18 protein-coding genes and 1 tRNA gene are annotated in these 19,011 nt (G+C 61.9%); 8 read left to right on the forward strand and 11 right to left on the reverse strand.

The annotated features are described in order from the left end of the window. The first annotated feature begins 82 nt into the window (after window positions 1–82). A tRNA-Phe gene (locus tag KK137_RS08505) sits at window positions 83–158 on the forward strand. Between the two features lie 166 nt (window positions 159–324). Then, entirely contained in the window at window positions 325–1,155 is an 831-nt protein-coding gene (locus KK137_RS08510; RefSeq protein ID WP_214535693.1) for an acid phosphatase, read from the forward strand. On the opposite strand, the gene KK137_RS08515 is transcribed toward KK137_RS08510, so the two are convergent. The 4 genes from KK137_RS08515 to KK137_RS08530 are packed head-to-tail and all read right to left on the reverse strand — an operon-like array spanning window position 1,141 to window position 4,195. Beyond that, a complete protein-coding gene (locus tag KK137_RS08515; protein WP_250893629.1) occupies window positions 1,141–2,127 on the reverse strand; it encodes a formylglycine-generating enzyme family protein in 987 nt (328 codons plus the stop codon). The two genes, KK137_RS08510 and KK137_RS08515, sit on opposite strands and share 15 nt — an antisense overlap. 14 nt (window positions 2,128–2,141) lie before the next feature. Further along, entirely contained in the window at window positions 2,142–2,957 is an 816-nt protein-coding gene (locus tag KK137_RS08520) for a hypothetical protein (protein ID WP_214535694.1), read from the reverse strand. Beyond that, entirely contained in the window at window positions 2,954–3,310 is a 357-nt protein-coding gene (locus KK137_RS08525) for a DUF1622 domain-containing protein (RefSeq protein WP_338028014.1), read from the reverse strand. Before KK137_RS08525 ends, KK137_RS08520 begins: the two co-directional genes overlap by 4 nt. A gap of 12 nt (window positions 3,311–3,322) precedes the next feature. Continuing rightward, complete coding sequence (locus KK137_RS08530; protein WP_214535695.1) at window positions 3,323–4,195, reverse strand: hypothetical protein; 873 nt, start codon at window positions 4,193–4,195, stop codon at window positions 3,323–3,325. A 303-nt stretch (window positions 4,196–4,498) separates the two neighbouring features. Here KK137_RS08530 and KK137_RS08535 point away from each other — a divergent pair, with 303 nt between their 5' ends. The 4 genes from KK137_RS08535 (at window position 4,499) to KK137_RS08550 (ending at window position 7,820) form a co-directional block, all read left to right on the forward strand. Next, window positions 4,499–5,119, forward strand: coding sequence for a YidH family protein (locus KK137_RS08535; protein WP_214535696.1), 621 nt, complete (start codon window positions 4,499–4,501; stop codon window positions 5,117–5,119). 16 nt (window positions 5,120–5,135) lie between these two features. Beyond that, complete coding sequence (locus KK137_RS08540) at window positions 5,136–5,558, forward strand: YidH family protein (protein ID WP_214535697.1); 423 nt, start codon at window positions 5,136–5,138, stop codon at window positions 5,556–5,558. Between the two features lie 119 nt (window positions 5,559–5,677). Further along, complete coding sequence (locus KK137_RS08545) at window positions 5,678–6,508, forward strand: hypothetical protein (protein WP_214535698.1); 831 nt, start codon at window positions 5,678–5,680, stop codon at window positions 6,506–6,508. 229 nt (window positions 6,509–6,737) lie between these two features. Further along, window positions 6,738–7,820, forward strand: a complete 1,083-nt coding sequence (locus KK137_RS08550; protein WP_214535699.1) for a sensor histidine kinase — start codon at window positions 6,738–6,740, stop codon at window positions 7,818–7,820. A gap of 72 nt (window positions 7,821–7,892) precedes the next feature. Here the strand turns inward: KK137_RS08550 and KK137_RS08555 are convergent, their stop codons facing one another. From KK137_RS08555 to KK137_RS08565, 3 genes are all read right to left on the reverse strand, one after another. Continuing rightward, window positions 7,893–8,795, reverse strand: coding sequence for a hypothetical protein (locus tag KK137_RS08555; protein WP_214535700.1), 903 nt, complete (start codon window positions 8,793–8,795; stop codon window positions 7,893–7,895). Then, entirely contained in the window at window positions 8,792–9,583 is a 792-nt protein-coding gene (locus KK137_RS08560) for a DUF2092 domain-containing protein (protein WP_214535701.1), read from the reverse strand. Before KK137_RS08560 ends, KK137_RS08555 begins: the two co-directional genes overlap by 4 nt. Before the next feature lie 128 nt (window positions 9,584–9,711). Continuing rightward, complete coding sequence (locus KK137_RS08565) at window positions 9,712–10,359, reverse strand: response regulator (RefSeq protein WP_055923064.1); 648 nt, start codon at window positions 10,357–10,359, stop codon at window positions 9,712–9,714. 347 nt (window positions 10,360–10,706) lie between these two features. Here KK137_RS08565 and wrbA point away from each other — a divergent pair, with 347 nt between their 5' ends. Next, on the forward strand, window positions 10,707–11,309 hold the full coding sequence (wrbA, locus tag KK137_RS08570; RefSeq protein WP_214535702.1) for an NAD(P)H:quinone oxidoreductase: 603 nt from the start codon (window positions 10,707–10,709) through the stop codon (window positions 11,307–11,309). A 142-nt stretch (window positions 11,310–11,451) separates the two neighbouring features. On the opposite strand, the gene KK137_RS08575 is transcribed toward wrbA, so the two are convergent. From KK137_RS08575 to KK137_RS08590, 4 genes are all read right to left on the reverse strand, one after another. Further along, window positions 11,452–13,935: a TonB-dependent receptor gene (locus tag KK137_RS08575; protein ID WP_214535703.1), complete on the reverse strand. Its 2,484-nt coding sequence runs from the start codon at window positions 13,933–13,935 to the stop codon at window positions 11,452–11,454. Between the two features lie 139 nt (window positions 13,936–14,074). Further along, window positions 14,075–14,245: a YezD family protein gene (locus KK137_RS08580; RefSeq protein WP_082553664.1), complete on the reverse strand. Its 171-nt coding sequence runs from the start codon at window positions 14,243–14,245 to the stop codon at window positions 14,075–14,077. A 122-nt stretch (window positions 14,246–14,367) separates the two neighbouring features. Continuing rightward, window positions 14,368–14,811 (reverse strand): RrF2 family transcriptional regulator, encoded by a 444-nt coding sequence (locus KK137_RS08585; protein ID WP_214535704.1) that lies wholly within the window; start codon window positions 14,809–14,811, stop codon window positions 14,368–14,370. 72 nt (window positions 14,812–14,883) lie between these two features. Beyond that, entirely contained in the window at window positions 14,884–17,868 is a 2,985-nt protein-coding gene (locus tag KK137_RS08590) for a TonB-dependent receptor domain-containing protein (RefSeq protein ID WP_214535705.1), read from the reverse strand. Window positions 17,869–18,164: 296 nt separating this feature from the next. Here KK137_RS08590 and purC point away from each other — a divergent pair, with 296 nt between their 5' ends. Then, window positions 18,165–18,968: a phosphoribosylaminoimidazolesuccinocarboxamide synthase gene (gene purC / locus KK137_RS08595; RefSeq protein WP_214535706.1), complete on the forward strand. Its 804-nt coding sequence runs from the start codon at window positions 18,165–18,167 to the stop codon at window positions 18,966–18,968. Window positions 18,969–19,011 lie beyond the last annotated feature (43 nt).

The following is a 19,011-nucleotide window of genomic DNA, read 5'->3' on the forward strand; positions in this document are numbered from 1 at the left end:
CTCTTGCAAAGGTCGCGCCCCTTCGTCATAGGCGCGCACTCCAACCGCCGGACCGCCGCAAGATGGCTGCGTCCGAGTGTATGCCCAAGTAGCTCAGTTGGTAGAGCATGCGACTGAAAATCGCAGTGTCGGTGGTTCGATTCCGCCCTTGGGCACCACACCCTACAATGCGAAGCCGCGCGACTGAGTGGGTCGGTGCGAACGTTGGGCGCCCTTCGCGCTCAGGGTAAATCCGTCTCAAGACAAGGAATTGCCCCGGTATGGGAGCCGCAAGGGCCCCCCTAAGCCGGTCACGATCCGTTCGTGAACGATAGGGTGCCTCGCATGCGCCAAGTGCTACGTCTGGCTGCACTCTCGGCCCTCGCTGCCGTCGTTGGCATTGGCGCCTGGTCGACGGAACAAGTCTCTGCGCAGAGCCAACAGGACGCCAGCGCAGTGATCGCCCAGCTTCCTCCCGGCTACCTGCCCCGCGAGGCGCTGCCGGACAGCCTCGCGCTGCTCCCCCCTCCCCCCGAAGCCGGCTCGGCGGCGATGGAGAGGGATGAGCAGGCGCGTGAAGCGACGGTGCCTGTCCGCAATACCCCGCGCTGGGCCCTTGCCGCGTCTGACGCGGACCTCAACTTTCCGCACGCAGGGAACCTTTTCTCCTGTGCTGCCGGAATCCCGATCGGTCCTGACACCACTCCCAAACTCTACGCCCTGCTGGGCCGAATGCTGATCGATGTCGGACTGTCGACCTACAAGGCCAAGACGCACTACAACCGGCCCCGCCCCTTCGTAACCCATGGCGAAGGAACCTGCTATCCGCCCGACGAGGACCTGTTGCGGCACGACGGATCCTACCCTTCCGGCCATAGCGCCGCCGGATGGGGCTGGGCCCTGGTCCTTGCCGAACTCATGCCCGACAGGGCAGACGCCATCCTCCAGCGAGGACGCGATTTCGGGCAGAGCCGCGTGATTTGCGACGCCCATTGGCAGAGCGACGTCGAGGCGGGGCGAGTGATTGCTTCAGGCACAGTGGCCCGTCTCCACGCGGATCCGGCCTTCCAGGCAGACCTGGCGGCGGTCCGTCAGGAGCTCGCCGACCTGTCCGCGGCCACGCCCCCGAGCGCCCAGTGCGAGGCTGAGAGCGCCATCCTTTCAATCCAGCCCTGAGCCGCCGGGAGCGGCCCTTCTGACGCAACGGAAGCCTATGTGGCTGGTCGAAGTATCGATCGGGTGCGGATGCCGAGCAGGAGGCCGATAGCGACAACAATAATTGGGGGCGCACAAGTGCGACCCCCCTTTCACCACCTTCCGTGCGATCCGGGCCGTATCGCCAGGATCGTGACTGGCCTCCTCCTCTCCCCCACGAGGATTGCTGGGGATGCAGCAGGGTTTGCTGGTCGGCGATGAATGACGGGCGATGTACCAGTCATCGGTCCATTCCCAGGTATTGCCGATCATGTCGAACAGGCCGAAGCCGTTCGGCGGGAAGCTGCCGACGGGAGAAGTCCGGGCAAACCCGTCGCGCTCGGCGTTTTCCCACGGGAACGAACCCTGCCACACGTTGGCACGATGCTCGCCGCCCGGCTCGAGCTCGTCGCCCCAGGCGAATTCCGCGTCTTCGGTACCGCCCCAGGCCGCATATTCCCATTCTGCCTCGCTAGGCAGGTCCTTCCCCGCCCATTTCGCGTAGGCAAGCGCGTCAGAGTGGCTGACGTGAACCACCGGGTGGTCCATGATACCCTCGATGGTGCTGCCCGGCCCCTGGGGATGGCGCCAGTCCGCATCGAACATGAACGACCACCAATTGTACCAGTTCGAAAGGTCCACCGGGCCGGGAGGTTGCACGAAAACCAGCGAGCCGGCCTTGCACATCTCCGGCAAGGCGCCGGGATAATCCTTGGGATCGGGTGCGATTTCGGCGGTCGTCACGTGGCCGGTCTGTTCAACGAAAGCGGCAAACTGACGATTGCTGACCGGCATTCTGTCAATCCAGAACCCATCCACTTTCGCCAGGTGGACTGGCGCTTCCTCCGGATAATGATTGTCCGACCCCATCTTGAATACCCCGCCTTCGAGCCAGACCATGTCCTCGGTCGCGGCTTCGCCCGGTGAAGTTTTCCTGGGTTGGTGAGCATTCATGCGGGGAGATTCTCCTATTTGAAGAGGAACGTGGTGATGAGCCGGAGACCCCACTCTGGTCCGCCCTCGGGCTTCTCGACGTAATATCGCAGACCCGCGCCGACGCTGATCGGCTGCTTGCCGATATGCGTAAGTTGCGCGGCGGACAGGATCACAGGCACCGTCCACTGATCCGCCTTCCAGTCGTAGGTCGTCTCGGCCGAAAGACTGATCGTCATCGCCGTCGCGGTCGTGTGGCTGAAGAAAGGCTGGATGAAGGTGGAACTGACGTCCGCCCGGCTGTCGTCCCCCGCGATCGACCAGATGTGATTTGCCAGCACGCCGATAGTGTTATGCCCCGCCTGTTTCAGCACGATTGCAGTGGGGCCAGCCCCCCACTTCTCACTCCCCAAGGCGCTGTCGGTGCCAGTGGGATAGAGGATCGCGGGCCCTACTCCCCAGATGACCCCCCCGGAGTTCGGGGAGAAGAAGAAGCTCTGGAGCGTGTCTCCCAGGCCGAACTGGCTTGAGGCGGGTTCCACCACATCCTGCTGGTGGATGATCGGCACGATCGTGCGGATAATCAGATTCCAGTCCTCGCCTAATCCCACGGGGATCACGGGCTGGATGTTCATCGTGCTCCTGACGCCGTCACTTTCGCCCAGGCCACCGTCGACGTTGAACTGGAACGGCAGGCTGATCATGCTGGAGATCGGATTGGCGAGGTCCTTGGCCAACTGCTGGGCATCGTTGGCAGGCGGCGGTTCGTCCTGCGCTCTGGCCGGTGCCGAGGCCAGTGCCGCGGCCGCGGCTGCGGCAAGCCCCACAGTCGATCCGTAGCCCGGGCTCATGCTTCCCTTGTCTCCGGCTTCGGGTCCTGGCTGAACTCTTCGATGTCCTTGCTCAGGAACCAGGCGAGTGCCGTCCGGATCGCGCCAATCGCCGCGAGTTGCCCGATATCGTCCCAGGTCGGGTCGATGATTGTTCCGATCAGATCGGAAGCCAGGGCAAACTCCAGCGCGAGCACGATCCAGCCGGCGTAATGCAACCAAATCTGCCGGACGTCGGCGGCAAGGGCCTCTCGCCGGACGACATGGATTATGATGGACTTCAACGCCCGAAGGGTGCCGACGACAATGACCGCGAGCATGATCATCTCGAGGATCGACGCGACGATTTCAGCAGTGGGTTCGAGCCAAGGCACGCAGCTACTCCATTACTTCTGGAGCTCGCCGTTCGCCCGCGCAGCCGCGGCGGCATCCCTGGGCAAGATCCATTTGCCATAGAGGGTGGAGAGAACCAGACTGACCAGGAGGAACAGGATGACGGCCAGCATCGCCGCCTTGTCCACCCCGTTTGCCTGAACGATCAGCCCGGCGATGCCCGGATGGCGCGTTACCGCGGCCTGGGACATCGCCAGCCGGGTAACTGGTTCCGGGCCGCCAAGCGCGTGCCCCGCTACCATCCCGATCAGAACGGTGATGATGATCGCCGCAAGCGTTCCATCCCCGAGCAATCCAGCAAGTTCGCCTCCTGACTTCACCAGGAGAAAGAGCACGACCGGAACGAGGACCACGTACGCAGCGATCGTTCCAATCTTGGCCAGACGAGGTGCGATCGCAGGCCAAAGCCGGGCGACGAGCATGCCAGCCAACAGAGGTAACAGCACCGTCGTGAACACGAACCAGGCCAAGGCGCCGACCGGCAGGTCGACCTCGCGGTGAGTGAAAGCTCCGACAGCCCAGATCGAGGCCGGTACGATCAGGATCGCGGTGACGATTAGGGTCGCGTAGAGGCCCACCGCAAACTCGTGACCGGCACCGGTCTTGAGCATCTTCCCCGGCAGGAAGGGCGCCATTGGAGCAATGGCCATGGCAATGAGGCCAGCCTTGGTCATCAACGCGATCGGGAACAGGAAAACAATCAAGACCGCCACGATCGGCACGATCACGTTGACCACCAGCACTCCGGAAAGGAACAGCCGGGGCTGCCGGATCACCAGCAGGAAGTCGTAAAAGCGGCCTTGAAGTCCGACCGTGAAGACGAGCAGTAGCAAGCTTCCCTGAACCACAAGATTGATAGGAGACATTCCGAATCCCATTCCCTGGTCGGACCGGCAGGACTGGCTTCCTCCGCTGTCCGAGCGTCTCGCGTTCAAGGGGGTAAGGCAGGGAAGTTCGTTGCTGTATCGGGATTTACCCGAGGCATGGCCTATTTCGGCCTCGGAAGGTCCGCCCGCCCAGTCTACCGAAATACAGCAGGGAAGTCCGGAATCGAAACTGAGGGTTTACCCCGGTTAGCAAGCGCGCCTTGCTAGCTAAAATCCCGCTCACGTCGGCACAGAAGGCAGGGCGGCAGGTCGCCTGGAGCACGACTGGCGGGAGACCTAGTAATGGCAGCAGCAGAATTACCGCCCAGGCCCGACCGCCTCAAGAATTCGCCGTTACCCACCTTGCCAACGCCTGATGAAACCAACGCCGACAAGGCCTCGGTCGAATTCTCGCATTACCGCACCGGCTTGTCGCATCACCGCACCGAACTCTCAGAGCATCGAACCGATCTGTCCGAGTATCGCACCGACCTTTCGGACGAACGCACCGAGATGGCGATGCGACGAACGGGCATGGCGATCCATCGGACTCGAATGGCGGCCGATCGCACGCTCATGGCGTTCATCCGAACCTCCCTTTCGCTGATCGGTTTTGGCTTCACGATCAACGAGGTCTTCAAGAAGGCGATAGAAACGGGCGCGATTCACAACGCACAGTCGGCGCGCAATTTCGGCCTCACCTTGATCGTCCTCGGTATTTTGCTGCTCGTGGGCGGCATTCTTCGCCACATGCAGTTCGCCCGCGAACTTCGGGCGCGCCGCCAGGAATTGATCGAAGACCACCTCATCCACGGCCAAAGCAGCTATCCGATTTCGACGACGCTCCTGACGGCGATCGCCCTACTGCTGGTAGGCGTGTTGGCAGTCGCCAGTATCGTGTTCGACATCAGCTTCCTCGGGTGATGAGGATCAGGCGACGATGACAGAAACCCCCTTCGCGTTCGACGTCCAGCCCACCGTCAGCAACCATTTCGCCTGGCTGCGGACCCAGCTAGGGCTTCAACGGACGCTGATGGCCGCCGTGCGCACTTCGGTGTCGTTGATCGGCTTCGGATTCACCGTGGCGCAGTTCTTTCAGCGCCTGCGCGGGCAAGTGCCTAAGGGATTCGAGGCGATGAATCCGGCGATGCCCCGGAATGTGGGACTGGTGCTGATCGCCGCGGGCGTCATCTCACTGATCCTGTTCACCATTCAATACCACTACACAGTCAAGACGTTGAGCCGTGGGCCTTATGCGGTGCTCGTCGGCCCGGAGAAGATCAGGGTGCAACCGCTGCTCGTCAGTTACGCCGTGATCCTGATCGGGACTTTCGCTTTCGGGTCCGTGTTCATGCACTTCTAGCTCTCTCCCGCGACCGCCAGATTGAGGGTGCGGAACAGCCGGTGATGGGGACAAACCCCGATAGCAAACAACGCCACGTCGGGTCAGAATCTCCCATATCGAACAGGGGATACGAGATCATGCGGGCATCGAGGATCGGAATCTCGGCGGGATTGTTGGCGGGCTGCCTTATCGTCAATTCGTCCGCAAACGCGCAGGCGCTTGACGACAAATACTGGGCCCAGATCGCAGGCTACTACACCAAGATCGACACCAAAGTCCGCGTCTCGCCGGTCTCCAATCCGAATGGCGGTACGCAGATCGACCTCGAGGACGATCTTAATTTCGACAATGATGAAATTCTGCCGTCGTTCTCGGCTGGCGCCCGCCTTGGAAGCGGTTTTCAGGTTGCGCTCGACTACTACGCCCTCAACCGGGACAGCACCGCCACTCTCGCGCGCGACATCACCATTAACGATGTGACCTATCCGGTGAACGCAAGCGTTACGGGTAGTTTCAAGACCAACATCTATCGCTTCACTCTGGGGTGGGCCTTCATTCGAAAGGACAATTTCGAGCTCGGCGCCGCGATAGGTCTTCATGCCACCGACATCTCGTTCGGTATCGAAGGACAGGGCACCACTAGCGGCGGCACTTCCGTCACGCTGCAACGGCGGGAACAGAATGTCCTCGCGCCGTTGCCGACAGTCGGAGTGTTCACCACGTTCAACGTTGCCCCCAAGCTCACATTGGGAGCGCGGATCGACTACCTTTCGCTGTCGATCGACAATTACGACGGCCGGTTGATCAATACCCAGGCGAGCCTCGCCTACCGGTTCACGAGGAACTTCGGCGTGGGGGTGATGTACCGCTATGTCGACTATCGGCTGGACGTGGAAAAGCGCGATTACGTCGGCCGGTTTGCCTACAACTTCAAAGGCCCGGCGATCTTCCTCGAAGCGGGCTTTTAGAGCTCACTGATGATCCTGCCGCAGGGGCATCGAGCCGCCTGGGGAAGACCCTGCCAGCATTCGTATGACTTCAGTCGCCCCCAACAGGCGCCGTGCGCCTCAGCGAATGAATAATGCGAGGGCAAATTGGTCAATTCTTGGTCAGGGTATTTCCTGATACCGAACATATTTAATATAGGTTTAAATCTCGGACACCCGGGGACTTTTTTACCGGTGGTCAGGGGGAAAGATGGGCAAGGAACTAGGAATTCCAGCTCAGCTCGCGGGCCAGGCAGCGTCCGAACTCCATTATATTACCGAGAACCACATTGCGCTGCCGCTGGACGATTTGCTGGACGGTATCGACGAGTTTGCCGGTATCGTAGCCTATGACGGCACCCTCCTGTACCGGAACGCCGCATGGCGGGAGCTGGCCAGCCAACACGAGTTCTTCCGTACCGAGAGCCTGCTCCTAAATGGCAGCGCCAGCGAAGAGACCAACGGGCTGCGCCAGGCGCTGCTCGACATCATAAGCGGCAAGTATGAAACGGTCCGGCTGCACTTCGGACTGAAGGGCCGCCCCGCCCGACACTTCGCGCTGAAGCTCTACAAGCTAGTCCGCGGCGCGACGAACTTCGTTTACATCGCAGGCAGCGATGCCTCCGAGATGGTCCAACTCAAACGCCGGCGTCAGCAACTCGGTTCTGCCGTGTTGCATGCGCAGGAGCGCGAGAGGAAGCGCATCGGGCGCGAACTGCACGATTCCACGCTGCAGTTGCTTGTCGGGCTCCAGCTGAACCTGGCTCGGCTCAAGCTCGCCGGCGGCAGCAGTCCCAGTTCCGCTGAGCTGCTGGGCGACTGCGACCAAATCCTTGAGCTCGCCTATAAGGAAATCCGCAGCATCTCCTACCTGTATCATCCGCCAGCGATGGGAGACATGGGGTTGGAAGCGGCTCTGGAGGCGATGATTTCCGGGTTCGCCAAACGTACCGGCCTGACGATCAATCGCCAGTGGCTCGACAAGCCGTTGTCGGCCCCCTTCGCCGAGATCAGCCTCTATCGCTTCGCGCAGGAAGCTCTGACCAACATCTACCGCCATGCCGAAGCCACTACCGTCAATGTACGCCTGGCCAGGTCACGCAACTGCGTCCATCTCGTGATCGAGGACGACGGGATCGGCTTCGTCCCCTCGTTCCGTGACAAGACCGTTCTCGGCGTTGGCGTCACGGGCATGGGGGAACGTCTGCGCGAAATCGGCGGGCGGGTTTCCGTCGTTTGCCGTGGTACCGGTACGGTGTTGATCGCGAGCGTTCCTGACGCTCAATTGGCCTGACTGACTGACTGCCAACAATCCTGCGAAAAGGGCCGGCAGGAGTGGCTCCGGCCGGGCCCTTCCAAGCGCGGGCTACTGTCCCGGCGGCGCCTCGACCGGACCCGGGGCCTGTTGGCCCTTGGAGGGGTCTTCGACCGTCACATAGACGACCGTGTCCCCTTCATAGACCGGCTGGTACCAGGACCCTCCGCAAGAATAGTAAGTGGCACCGCCCCAATACCAGGGCGGGCAGCCATGCGGCAGACCATACCAGTAGGAACCGACGACGGCGGACGTCCAAGCGGCGGTGGCACCAATGACCATTCCGGCCGCGATCGGGTGATCAACCCAGTCGCCCCAGCCATCATCCCAATCGTCCCAATCGCCGTCTTCGAAAGCGTCGGCGCGGTTGGACTGCCGATCAGTACGGTTTTCCTGCCTGGTGTTCTGGCGATCGGTCCGGTTCTCCTGGCGCGTTTCCTGCCGTTCGGTCCGGTTATCCTGGCGATCGCCCCGAGTGTCTTCACGGTTGCCCTGACGATCGGTCCGGTTTGCTTGGCGATCGGCCTGAGCGGTTTGCCGGTTCGCCTGACGGTCGCCTTGCCCAACCTGTCGGTTACCCTGACCGGCGGCCTGACGATTGCCTCCGCCAACGCTTCCATCGCGGCTGCCAATGCTTTGCCTCTGCCCAGCTCCTCCGGAGCCCAGACCACCGCCCGCCGAGGCGCGGTTACCCGCTCCAGGCCGCGAGCCAATCTGCTGCCCCCCGGCTCGACTCCCGCTGCGGCTGGCGCCCCCGGCGCGGCTCGACCCGCCGCTGCGGCTGAAGCCACCGCCGCCTCGGCTCATGCCGCCCCCACCACCGCGGCTCATGCTCATGGAGCCGCCACCTCGGGCGCCGCCGCCACCGCGCCCTCGCGCGTCGGCATCGATGGCGGAGGCAGAAACGAATACGAAGGCGGCTACTATCGCCGCAATCCTGGAAAGCCTGTTCATTGGCCTGCTCCCGCTGCGCTGGCGATCTGGATGGCAATAGCGTCAGGTCCGGGCACGAAGGTGAAGTCCGCATCGTTGAGCGCCGGGTTCACCTCCCAGGCCAAGCGCGCGGTGAAGGAGGGCAAGGTCGGATCGGTCCGATCGGTTATGACTATCTTGCGCGGGAGCGGCCGATCTCCCTGCTCGATCCAAAGTTCCCAATCGAAGTCGTTGGACCTGAAGGCCCAATGATCGGTGCGAGCGCCATCTATCGTGGCCGTCCCAACATTGAAGGCCGAGGTCAGAGCGTTGATGTCAGACTCATCGTCGTCTGCCCAACGAAACAGGTCCTCGAGCGGGAGTTCGATTCCGGTCTTCTGGTAGAGTTCCTTCAGGAACTCCCGGTTGGTGCCAGGGGCGGGAACGGTGGCGTAGTATTTCATCGCCGGCGCAAAGATGGTGAACTGCTTCCCGTCGTAAAGATATTGCCGCTGCTTCATGTCGGAATTGAAGTCGATCGCGATCCCCGGCTTCTTCACCTGATAGACCGTCACGGAGTCCATCTGGACCTTCTGGTTCTCGTTCGTGATCACATCGATCGCCGCGGTCGACGTAAGCTTGAAGGTGTTCATCGAGGTCAGATACGCGCTCATTCTCTTCAGCGCTTCGACCGCCCTCGGATCCACGGCATCTTCCGGCGCGACCGTCGATGCGGCGGGCGCGGCCGGTGCGGCAGCTTGCTCTTGCGCCTGGACCGCCGGCGTCACCGCCAGGGCCAGCACGCCACCCAGTACGAGTAGGGATCGCATAGCGGGCCTCCACTGAATTGCGGAGGCGACCATCGAATTCGGCGAGTAAGACTACCATTGGGGTTTTCCCGCAAACCGAACGGGAAATCACCTGCCAATCCAGTCATCTGGCGAAAGACCTGGGTGCGCTATGGCTCCACCAGGTTATTGCGCACCGCATAGCGCACGAGCTCTGCCGTTGTTCGCAGCTTGAGCTTTTGCATCGCGACCGAGCGATGGGTTTCGACGGTCTTGATGCTGATGTTGAGCAGTTCGGCGACCTGCTTGTTGATCTTGCCTTCGGCGATCAGCTGAACGACCTCGCGCTCCCTGTGGCTGAGCGTGCTGAAGGAACCCTGTGGCTTGCTGCGCAGGTACTGCTCCAGCAAGGTCTCAGAGATCGCCGCGGAGAAATACGGACGGTGGATGGAGAGCGCATCGATGGCGGCAAACAGGTGCTTTTCGGTGTCGGACTTGAGCACAAATCCGCGCGCGCCGGCCAACAAGACATCGAGGATCATGTCCTCCCTGTCATGCATCGTGTAGATGAGAATCTCGATCTTCGGGAACTCCTTGCGCAGTTCCAGGGTCAGGTCCCGGCCGTTCAATTCGGGAAGCGTGTAATCCAGTATCGCGATATCGGGCTTGGTCTCTCGCGCGGCGGCCAAGGCCTCCCGCCCGGTCGCGGCTTCCGCGACGATCCTTAAGTTGCCTCGCGTTTCGAGCAACATCCTGACGCCACGGCGAATGATGTCATGGTCGTCTGCGATCAGTATTCTACGGATCGAAGTGGTCAACGCCCCTCCACTCCTCTCTGGCCCCTGTTACAGAGCGCTTGCCTAGATGCACCAAATCAATCGGTGACGGCAGGCCTGATTCCTATCTAGCCCCGATAATCGGGCGCTCGACAGAGAATGCCATCAGGATTTACCCTAGGAATCCGCATGTTCGCAGATCGAGTTTCCGGTGATACCATCGGGTGCCAGTCGAAATCAGCCGGCACTCCGTTCTCCGTACCGCCACAAGTCTCGTGATTTGCGCAGCTTGCAGTTCATGACCAAGGGCATCGCGCGGATCGAATACGGCGCGTTGCGATTGCCGATGCAGGCGCTATCCCACTCACTCCAACCGAAAGGAACCTACGATGGCCCGCATCCTCGTGCTTTATTACTCTTCCTATGGCCACATCGCGCAAATGGCCGATGCCGTGGCTGAAGGCGTTCGTGAGGCCGGGCATGACTGCGACGTCCTCCGCGTTGCCGAGACCGCGCCAGCGGAAGTCGCTGAGGCAGCGGGTTTTCGGGTTGATCATAGCCACGAGCTCATCGGCGGTGTCGACGACTTGGAGACGTACGATGGCATCGTTGTCGGCGCGCCGACGCGCTTTGGGCGTATGCCGAGCCAGATGGCCTCGTTCTGGGACCAGGCCGGTGGCTTGTGGTTCCGAGGAGCGCTGATCGGCAAGGTCGGCGCGGCGTTTACTTCGACCGCTGCCCAGCACGGTGGGCAAGAGACCACGCTGTTTTCGATCCTGACCAACTTGCTTCACATGGGCTGCACGATTGTTGGTCTCGACTACGGTTTCACCGAGCAGAATGGCGTGGATGTGGTTCGGGGCGGTTCGCCTTATGGGGCGACGACGATCGCCAACAACGACGGCTCGCGTTTGCCGAGCGAAATCGACCTGAACGGCGCCCGCTACCTTGGCCGCCGGGTCGCTGCGACCGCGGCCAAGCTGACCGCATAAGAAAAGACCTCCCCTCCGGTAGGACCGGACGGGGAGGCAAAGAACTAAGGGAGGCTTTACCGAGCCCCCCTTTGGGCCGGGCGGCAGGACCGCCGTAGGGACTCCCCGCTCCCTTTCGCACGAGAGCGGGGAGAATTTCGCCTTAGAAGTCGAAGCGGATAGTGCCGCCCCAGGTTCTCGGATCGCCAGGGTTGCCGGCAATCAGGCCGGTGTTGCTGGGGCCGAAGACGAGCTGTTCGAAGTACTCGGCATCGAAAGCGTTACGCACCCAGGCATAGACGTTCAGCCCATTGTCGGCGCGGAAACCGAAGCGGAAGTTGGTCAGGTTGTAACCGTCGACCCACGTGTAGATCGAAGGCGAAGGGTTGGACGAGAAGTTGGAGCGGTAGCTGCCGTCGACGCCGAAGTAGAGCTCGCCCTCCTCACCCAAAAGGTGCAGCGGCGCCGCCGTTTCGAAGCCGTAGGAGAACGACCACTTCGATACGCCCGGCAGTCGCTCGCCCGAAATATCGCAGTTTTCCGCACTGGGTCCCGGGACGCCCGGATCGCTCGGATCCTGGCCGGGGGTCACGGTCGTGCCGCCCGCGCGTTCAGGCGGACAAGGCGCATCGATGAACTTCACGTACTTGGCGTCTGTGTAGGCACCGTTGAGGTAGCCCGTGATGCCCTCGACCGGACGAACCGAGAAGTCCAGCTCCACGCCCTGGGTACGAACACGGTCTGCGTTGGCCAGGTAACCGCGCAACACGCCGAACTGGCCGTTGCTGACGTTCGCCTGGAAGTCATCGATCGTCGTGCGGTAAGCCGCAAGATTGAGCGTCGCCTTGTTGTCCCAGAACTGGGTCTTGGCGCCGATTTCGAAGTGCTGGACCGATTCCGGCAGGATCGTGCCCGCTTCGAGGATCGGGTTGCCGTCTGCGTCGGAAGGCACGCCATTCTGGTTGATGCCGCCCGTCTTGAAGGTCTTGGCGTAAGTGCCATAGACCATCACGTCGTTCATCACGGCATAGCTGATCGTCAGGTCGTAGCTGAAGTTCCAGTCGCTGAAGCTCGGCTCGATCAGCTGCGGGGCATAGATGCCGCGTTGCGCCCGCTGGTCCGCGTTTCCGCCAGACGCCGGGATCAGATTGCCCTGAGCATCGGTCACCACGCGTTCGTAGTGGCCTTCCTTCTTGTCGTAGTTGATGCGGGCACCCGGCTGGATTCTCAGACCGGGAGTCACTTCCCACTCAAGCTGACCAAAGATGGCCGCGCTCGTCGCCTTGAGCCACTGCGTGTTCTTGGCCGTCAGCCCATTGAGGATGTCCCGGTCGATCTGATCCTGGTTCGTCAGGTTCCACCGGCTCGCTGCTGAGCCCTGTTGCTCGGTGCCTTGCGTATCGATGCGCTGCTTGAAAGCGAACGCACCGATCACCGCGTTGATGGTTTCGCCAGTGTAGTTGTAGCGGAATTCCTGGCTGTACTGATCCTGCTGCGATGGATTTTGCGACAGGCTGACGATCGGCAAGCCGGTGTAGTCACGATCGTTCTCCGGCTTCCAGTCCCAGAAGCGCCAGGCAGTGATCGAAGTGAACGAGCTGCTGTCGTTGATATCCCAGATCGCCCGCAGCGAAGCGCCGCCGGTCTTGTTTCCGGCGTTGAGGCTGCTGTCGAGATCGGTCAGACGGTCGAACGGATTGGTGCTGACCGGCGCGTAACCGAGCTTCTGTGCAAGAGCCGGAAACTGCCGGTTCAACGCGCGCTGGGTCGGACCGTAGCCCACGTAGACCGTGCCGCAGCACTCCGGATTCTGGGCGCTGTAATCGCCCGACAGGGTAATATCGAGGCTGTCGTTGGGTCGGAACAGGACTTGCCCGCGCACGCCCAGGTTATCCTGCTCGTTGACCCAGTTGCCGGTGGTGACGTTGTAGATCGTCCCCTGACGGTCGGTACCCGACACCGCAACGCGGGCTGCGATGTTCTCGCTCAGCGGACCCGAGACTGCGGCCTTGAGCTGCTTGAAGTTGTAGCTGCCGAGCGAGACTTCGGTGCTGCCTTCGAAATCGAAGGTCGGCTGGTTGGTGCGGATGTTGATCGCGCCGGCGGTGGTGTTCTTGCCGTAGAGCGTACCCTGCGGGCCACGCAGCACTTCGACCTGAGCCACGTCGAGGAAGTCGAACACGGCCGAAGCCGGGCGCGAGTAGTAGACGTCGTCGACATAGATGCCGACGCCCTGTTCGAAGCCGTCGTTGGTCAGACCGAACGGCACGCCGATACCGCGGATGTTGACCGCAGTGTTGCGCGGGTTGGACGAATAGACCTGAAGGCTCGGCGCGAGCTGCTGGATCTTCTGAATGCTGAACGCGCCGGTCTCGTTGATCGTGCGGCCGTCGAGCGTGGCGATGGCGATCGGCACGTCCTGCGAAGCTTCCTCGCGGCGGCGGGCCGTGATGATGATCACGTTCTCGGGCACGTTGCTGGGCGTGACTTCCGCCGGGGCATCGGCCGAAACGGTGACGTTGCCGGTGGTTGCCTGCGCGATCTGCGCGCCGGCGATAGACGATTCACCCCCCTGTTGGGCGAAAGCGGGAGTTGAAACGAGAGCGCCAGCGGCGATCCCCGTCAACAGGACGAACTTCTGTTTCATAGCGGTTCCCTCAAGATGGTAGGATTCCAACCAATGGAGAGAGAGCGCTGTCGATCTCGCCCACGCAGGCTGGAGACGCATCCGGAAGTCCGGTCTGCTGAGTTTTAGTTATTGGGTTGTCAGGATTTTACGCGAACGCTCAGCTGAAGCGGCGGCGCTCGGTAACATCGACCTGCATCAGCTTGCCGTCATGTACGGTCAGCTGGATGACGCCGTAACGAAGGCGGTCAAGGGCCTCCACGACGACACGCAGGTGCTCGGGAAGGTCGGCAGAATCGTCGGTCCTGGGACGTTCGATAGTGGCGGCCATGTAGCGTCTCCGATCAATAGCGGCGCAATGCCGCGGTGGACGCTCTGATATTCTCAACTAATTAAGTTGACAATATGGCATGCGACGATCGGTGCGAAAATTCCTGCTCACATGCGAAAAGTTCAGCTTTCTTCTTCGCCTTCCAAGGCGGGAACCGGATCGATTCTGTCGGAAAGACGGATCGAATCGAGCAGTTCGGCAGTGCGATCGCGGACCTGAAGCATGAGTGCGCGAGTGCGGCAGTCGCCCTCCTCCAGGCAATTGCGGCACTTCTCGTGGGCAAAGCGACTCGCACACGGAACCAGGGCGAGCGACCCACGCATGACGCGGATGAGATCTCCGTAGGTTATGTCGATCGGCGCGATCGCGAGCCAGTACCCGCCGTCCTTGCCGCGTTGCGAGTCGACGATCCCGTATCGGCTTAGTTCAGAGAGGATGACGGTGAGGAAATTCGCCGGAATCTTCTGCGCCGCGGCGATCTCCGACAATTGCACCGGTCCCTGGCCGTAGTGATCGGCCAGGTGCTGCATGGCGCGGATGGCATAGCGGGTCTTCTGCGAGAGCATTGTCGATCAATGCCTCCGCCAGCGTCGCGCGGCAAGCGCGTCGCTGGCGTTCCTCCCCCGCCATGGATGGGCTCAGAACGTCTGGCTCAAACCGAACTTGACCGAGAACCCGATCGGGCTTGCCGTGAAGGGGTCGAAGTTCTGGTCCAGGCGGGCGAACGGCGGATCGACATCGAAGATGTTGAGCAGCGCCAACGACACTCTGGTCCCGTCGAGCACCTGCCAGCGCCAAACCGCGTCGAAGGTGGTGAAGTTGCCGATGACCTTCCCCGTCGTCACAGACGCCCCAGCGAGCGCGGACGTATTGGGCCCGAACACCTCGGGGCCGCGCTGGTCGGTGTAGCTGTCGACGTAGTTCATCTGCAGCCTCAGGGAGTGATCCCCCATCGTCCCTTGCACCCACGCCTGGCCCTTGAGCCGGGGAAGCGGATAAGCGGTGGTCTGGTAGTTGAGCTTCCCGGCCGCATCGAATGCAGGCTGCACCACGATCCCTTCGACCACGACGTCATCGATCTTGTAGTTGATCACGTAGCTGCCCGAGAGGCCGGCCTGGGCCTTGATCCCACCGATCTCGGTGGAGTAGTCCGCCTGAAAATCGAGGCCGCTGGTGGAAACGTCGGCTGAGTTGAAAGCGTAAGTGGTGAGCCGCTGCACGTTGGCCGACGAACACACTCCGCCCGAAAAAGTGAATCGAGCCTGGAGCGCCGCGTAGTCCGGATTGCCGCAATTGGCCGTGCCGGTCGTGCCGAACATGGCGGAGACCATGCCATTCACCGGCTCACTCTCGATTGGGCCCTTGAAGTCGTAGCGCCAGTAATCGAGGCTGGCACGGAAACCGCCGTTCTCGACAATCGCGCCGGCGTTGTAGGTCGTCGCAGTCTCGGGGCGCAGATCCCGGTTGCCAAGCACGTCGACGGCACGGAATGCGCCGCCGATGAAGGTCAGGATGACCAGGTCGGAATTCACCGTCTGCGGCGGCGGCCCACGGAACGTAGTGCCTACGCCGCCGCGCAGCGTCAGCCAGTCAGTCACTTCGATCCGCAGGCGGGCCTGGGGATCGAAAGTCGAACCGACGGTTGCCCCATAATCTTCGTAGCGGGCTGAGAGCTGGGCCAGAATTCCGGTCGTGATGGGCAACTGAAGCTCACCGAACAGCGCCACGACGTCGCTGTCGACGTCGACGTTGCGGTTCGAGCCGAGGAAGCCGATCGGCCCTACTTCCTGGGTACAGGTGGCGTTGGGATCGAGCACAGACCCCGGGCACGGCATGACGTCGAGGTTGTTGGTGTCGCCATACCAGCGCGAGTAGCCGTCGCGGCGGTATTGGCCGCCAATCGCAAAGGCGATCTCGCCCCCACCAAGCTCGACTCCGGTCTGGCCAGAAAGCACTGCATCGGCAACGAATTGCTGCGTGTTGGCCTTGCGCTGAATGACCGTGAAGAAGTCGTCGATCGTGGTCGCGTCGTTGATCAGGCCCGCGCCGGGCGCGAGATCGAGGCCGAGAGGATTGCTCGTTCCGGCATAATTGGGATTGGCCTGGCCGGTGATCATGTTGGCGGCGATCCCGCTGGAGAACGGATTGAAGAAATTACATCCGTTCGTCCCTGCGACCGCGGCCAATTGCGCGGGGGTCATCCCGGCGCGCGACTGCGGCGTGGCATAGGCGCAATCTTCTCCGCCGAAGCCTGCCAGCGCGTTCTGCAGAAGGTCGACGAAGCTGTCCCCGCCTTCGAAATAGCGGTCGTATTCCGAATAGGTCAGCCCCACGTCGAAATCGATTGAGGAGGTCACTTCGACCGAAAGGTCGCCGGTGAACTGGTAGAAGTCGGAGCTGCGCGGCAACACCGCGGCCTGTCGCTCGTTGTCGAACAGCGGGTTGCCGCCGGTTAACACCGGGCGAAAACGCACTGGATAGGCCAAGGCCGAAGCCTGAGGGGTTCCACTGCCGTCGACGGTACACCCGGCCGCCGCGCCATAGCGGGCGCAATAGTCGGCGAGCGCGGGAGCGTAGGACGGGATCACGAATATCCCGCCGCCCCCGAACGCCGCGTTGCTGGAGGGTGAAATGGTCGGAAGGTAGCTCGGTGAAGTGGTCAGAACCGTTTCGGTCCGGCCGTAGAGGCCGGTTAGGCGCAGCGTCGCCGAGCTGCTGAGATCGAGTTCGATGTCCCCGAAGAGCTGGAAGCGGTCTTCGGGTTCCACCAGGTTGGTGAACCCGAGGTACTGTGTCTGGCACAAGTCCGAAGTCGAGCCGGGCAAGGAACGGAAGCCACCGACCGCCTCGCAACCCTCGTCTGACTCAAACGCCACTCCGCCGTTGCTGCCGTTATAGTCGAAGTTCCCCGGCGCTCCGCCCCCGGACCAACCGCCCTGTGGGTTTTCCTCGAAAGGCCGGAGCGCGAAATCGCGGTCGAGCGTGGTCAGTTCGCTGCGGTGCTGATAGCCGCCTGACAGCAGGACCCGCGCAGGTCCGACTTGGCCGCCCCACGAAAGGGCCGCGCTCCAATCGCCGTCAGAGCCACCGACGTATCGATAGTCACCTTCGGCCAGGAAGCCCTCCTGATCGGTCCGCGTGATGAAGTTCACCACGCCGGCGATCGCGTCCGACCCGTAAGTCGCCGCCGCGCCGTCCTTGAGGATCTCGATTCGTCCCAGCGCGCCCGAAGGAATGAGGTTCACGTCCACCAGCGGCAGGTTGCCCGAGCCGCTCGCCACCAGCCGCTTGCCGTTGAGCAGAACCAGCGTCCGCTGCGGGCCCAGCCCGCGCAAGTTTACCGAGGCCGTGCCTTCGTTGAACTGGCTGCGGATGTCGAACTGACTGGCGTCGCCGATCACGCCGGCGGAGGCCGGCAGGCGCTTGGTGAGGTCGAGCATCGAGGGCGAGCCCTGCGCCGAGAGTTCCTCGGCTCCGATCACGTCGATCGGTGCCGGAGCGTCTTCGCTCGATGAGATGAGGGAGCCGGTCACGATGATCTCGCGACCAGCGTCCGTAGCGCCGTCCTGTCCTAATGCCGGAATCGCTGAAAAGGTGGCCGCGGCCACCGCCAGCAAAGACACGGTTCTATTGATGCCGCTCTTGCGCAACACGACCCTCACTTTGTTTTTGGTTTATTATTCGCCGCGCCCGTTAGTGTTTGCACATGCTCGCGTCAATTGCGAGCAATTTGCAGAAGTGTAAGTAAATCAAGAACTAGATCGGTTGGAAAAATCAGGTGGCTCGGGCGGCCAATTTGCGAAAGCGTCCCAGCACAATTGCACGCCCGTTCGATTTGGCGTAGAGGCCCGCTTTGCCCCGGCCGCGCAGTCGATAACCGACTCGTTTACGCCGGGGTTTGCTATTCTGAAGGTTTGCCATGTCCCGCCGTCGCCAGCTTTACGAAGGCAAGGCCAAGATCCTTTACGAAGGACCCGAGCCTGGCACGATCATCCAGTACTTCAAGGATGACGCCACTGCGTTCAATGCCCAGAAGAAGGGCACCATCAACGGCAAGGGCGTGATCAATAACCGGATCTCGGAGCACGTCTTCCTGCGTCTTGCCCACATCGGCATCCCGACGCACTTTATCCGCCGGCTCAACATGCGCGAGCAACTGGTCCGCCAGGTGGAGATCATTCCGCTAGAGGTCGTCGTGCGCAACGTTGCCGCGGGCAGCATCTCCAAGCGCCTCGGCATCGAGGAAGGGGAGCCGCTGCCCCACACGCTGATCGAATACTACCTGAAGTCGGACGAGCTGCAGGATCCGATGGTCGCCGAAGAGCACATCGCCTGCTTCGGTTGGGCGACCAACGAGGAGATGCAGGACATCTCCGCGATGGCGATCCGCGTGAATGACTTCATGTGCGGGATGTTTGCTGCGATCGATATCCGCCTGATCGATTTCAAGCTCGAATTCGGTCGCATCTGGGACGGCGATTATAGTCGCGTGATCCTGGCCGACGAGATCAGCCCGGACAATTGCCGCCTGTGGGACATGACCAGCGGCGAGAAGCTCGACAAGGACCGCTTCCGGCGTGACCTTGGTGGCGAGGAAGAGGCCTACCAGGAAGTCGCTCGCCGGCTCGGCATCCTCAACGATGCCGACAGCGGACCGGGCGAGGTGTTCGACCTCACCGCACACCGCTCAAAGCTGCGTACGGGTCCCAAGCCTAAGAAGTAAGCGCACGCCGCGCTGGGCACTTTTGCGGGCTCACCTCAAACGC

The organism is Croceibacterium selenioxidans (genome assembly GCF_018599195.1).
GTDB classification, from domain to species: Bacteria; Pseudomonadota; Alphaproteobacteria; order Sphingomonadales; family Sphingomonadaceae; genus Croceibacterium_A; species Croceibacterium_A selenioxidans.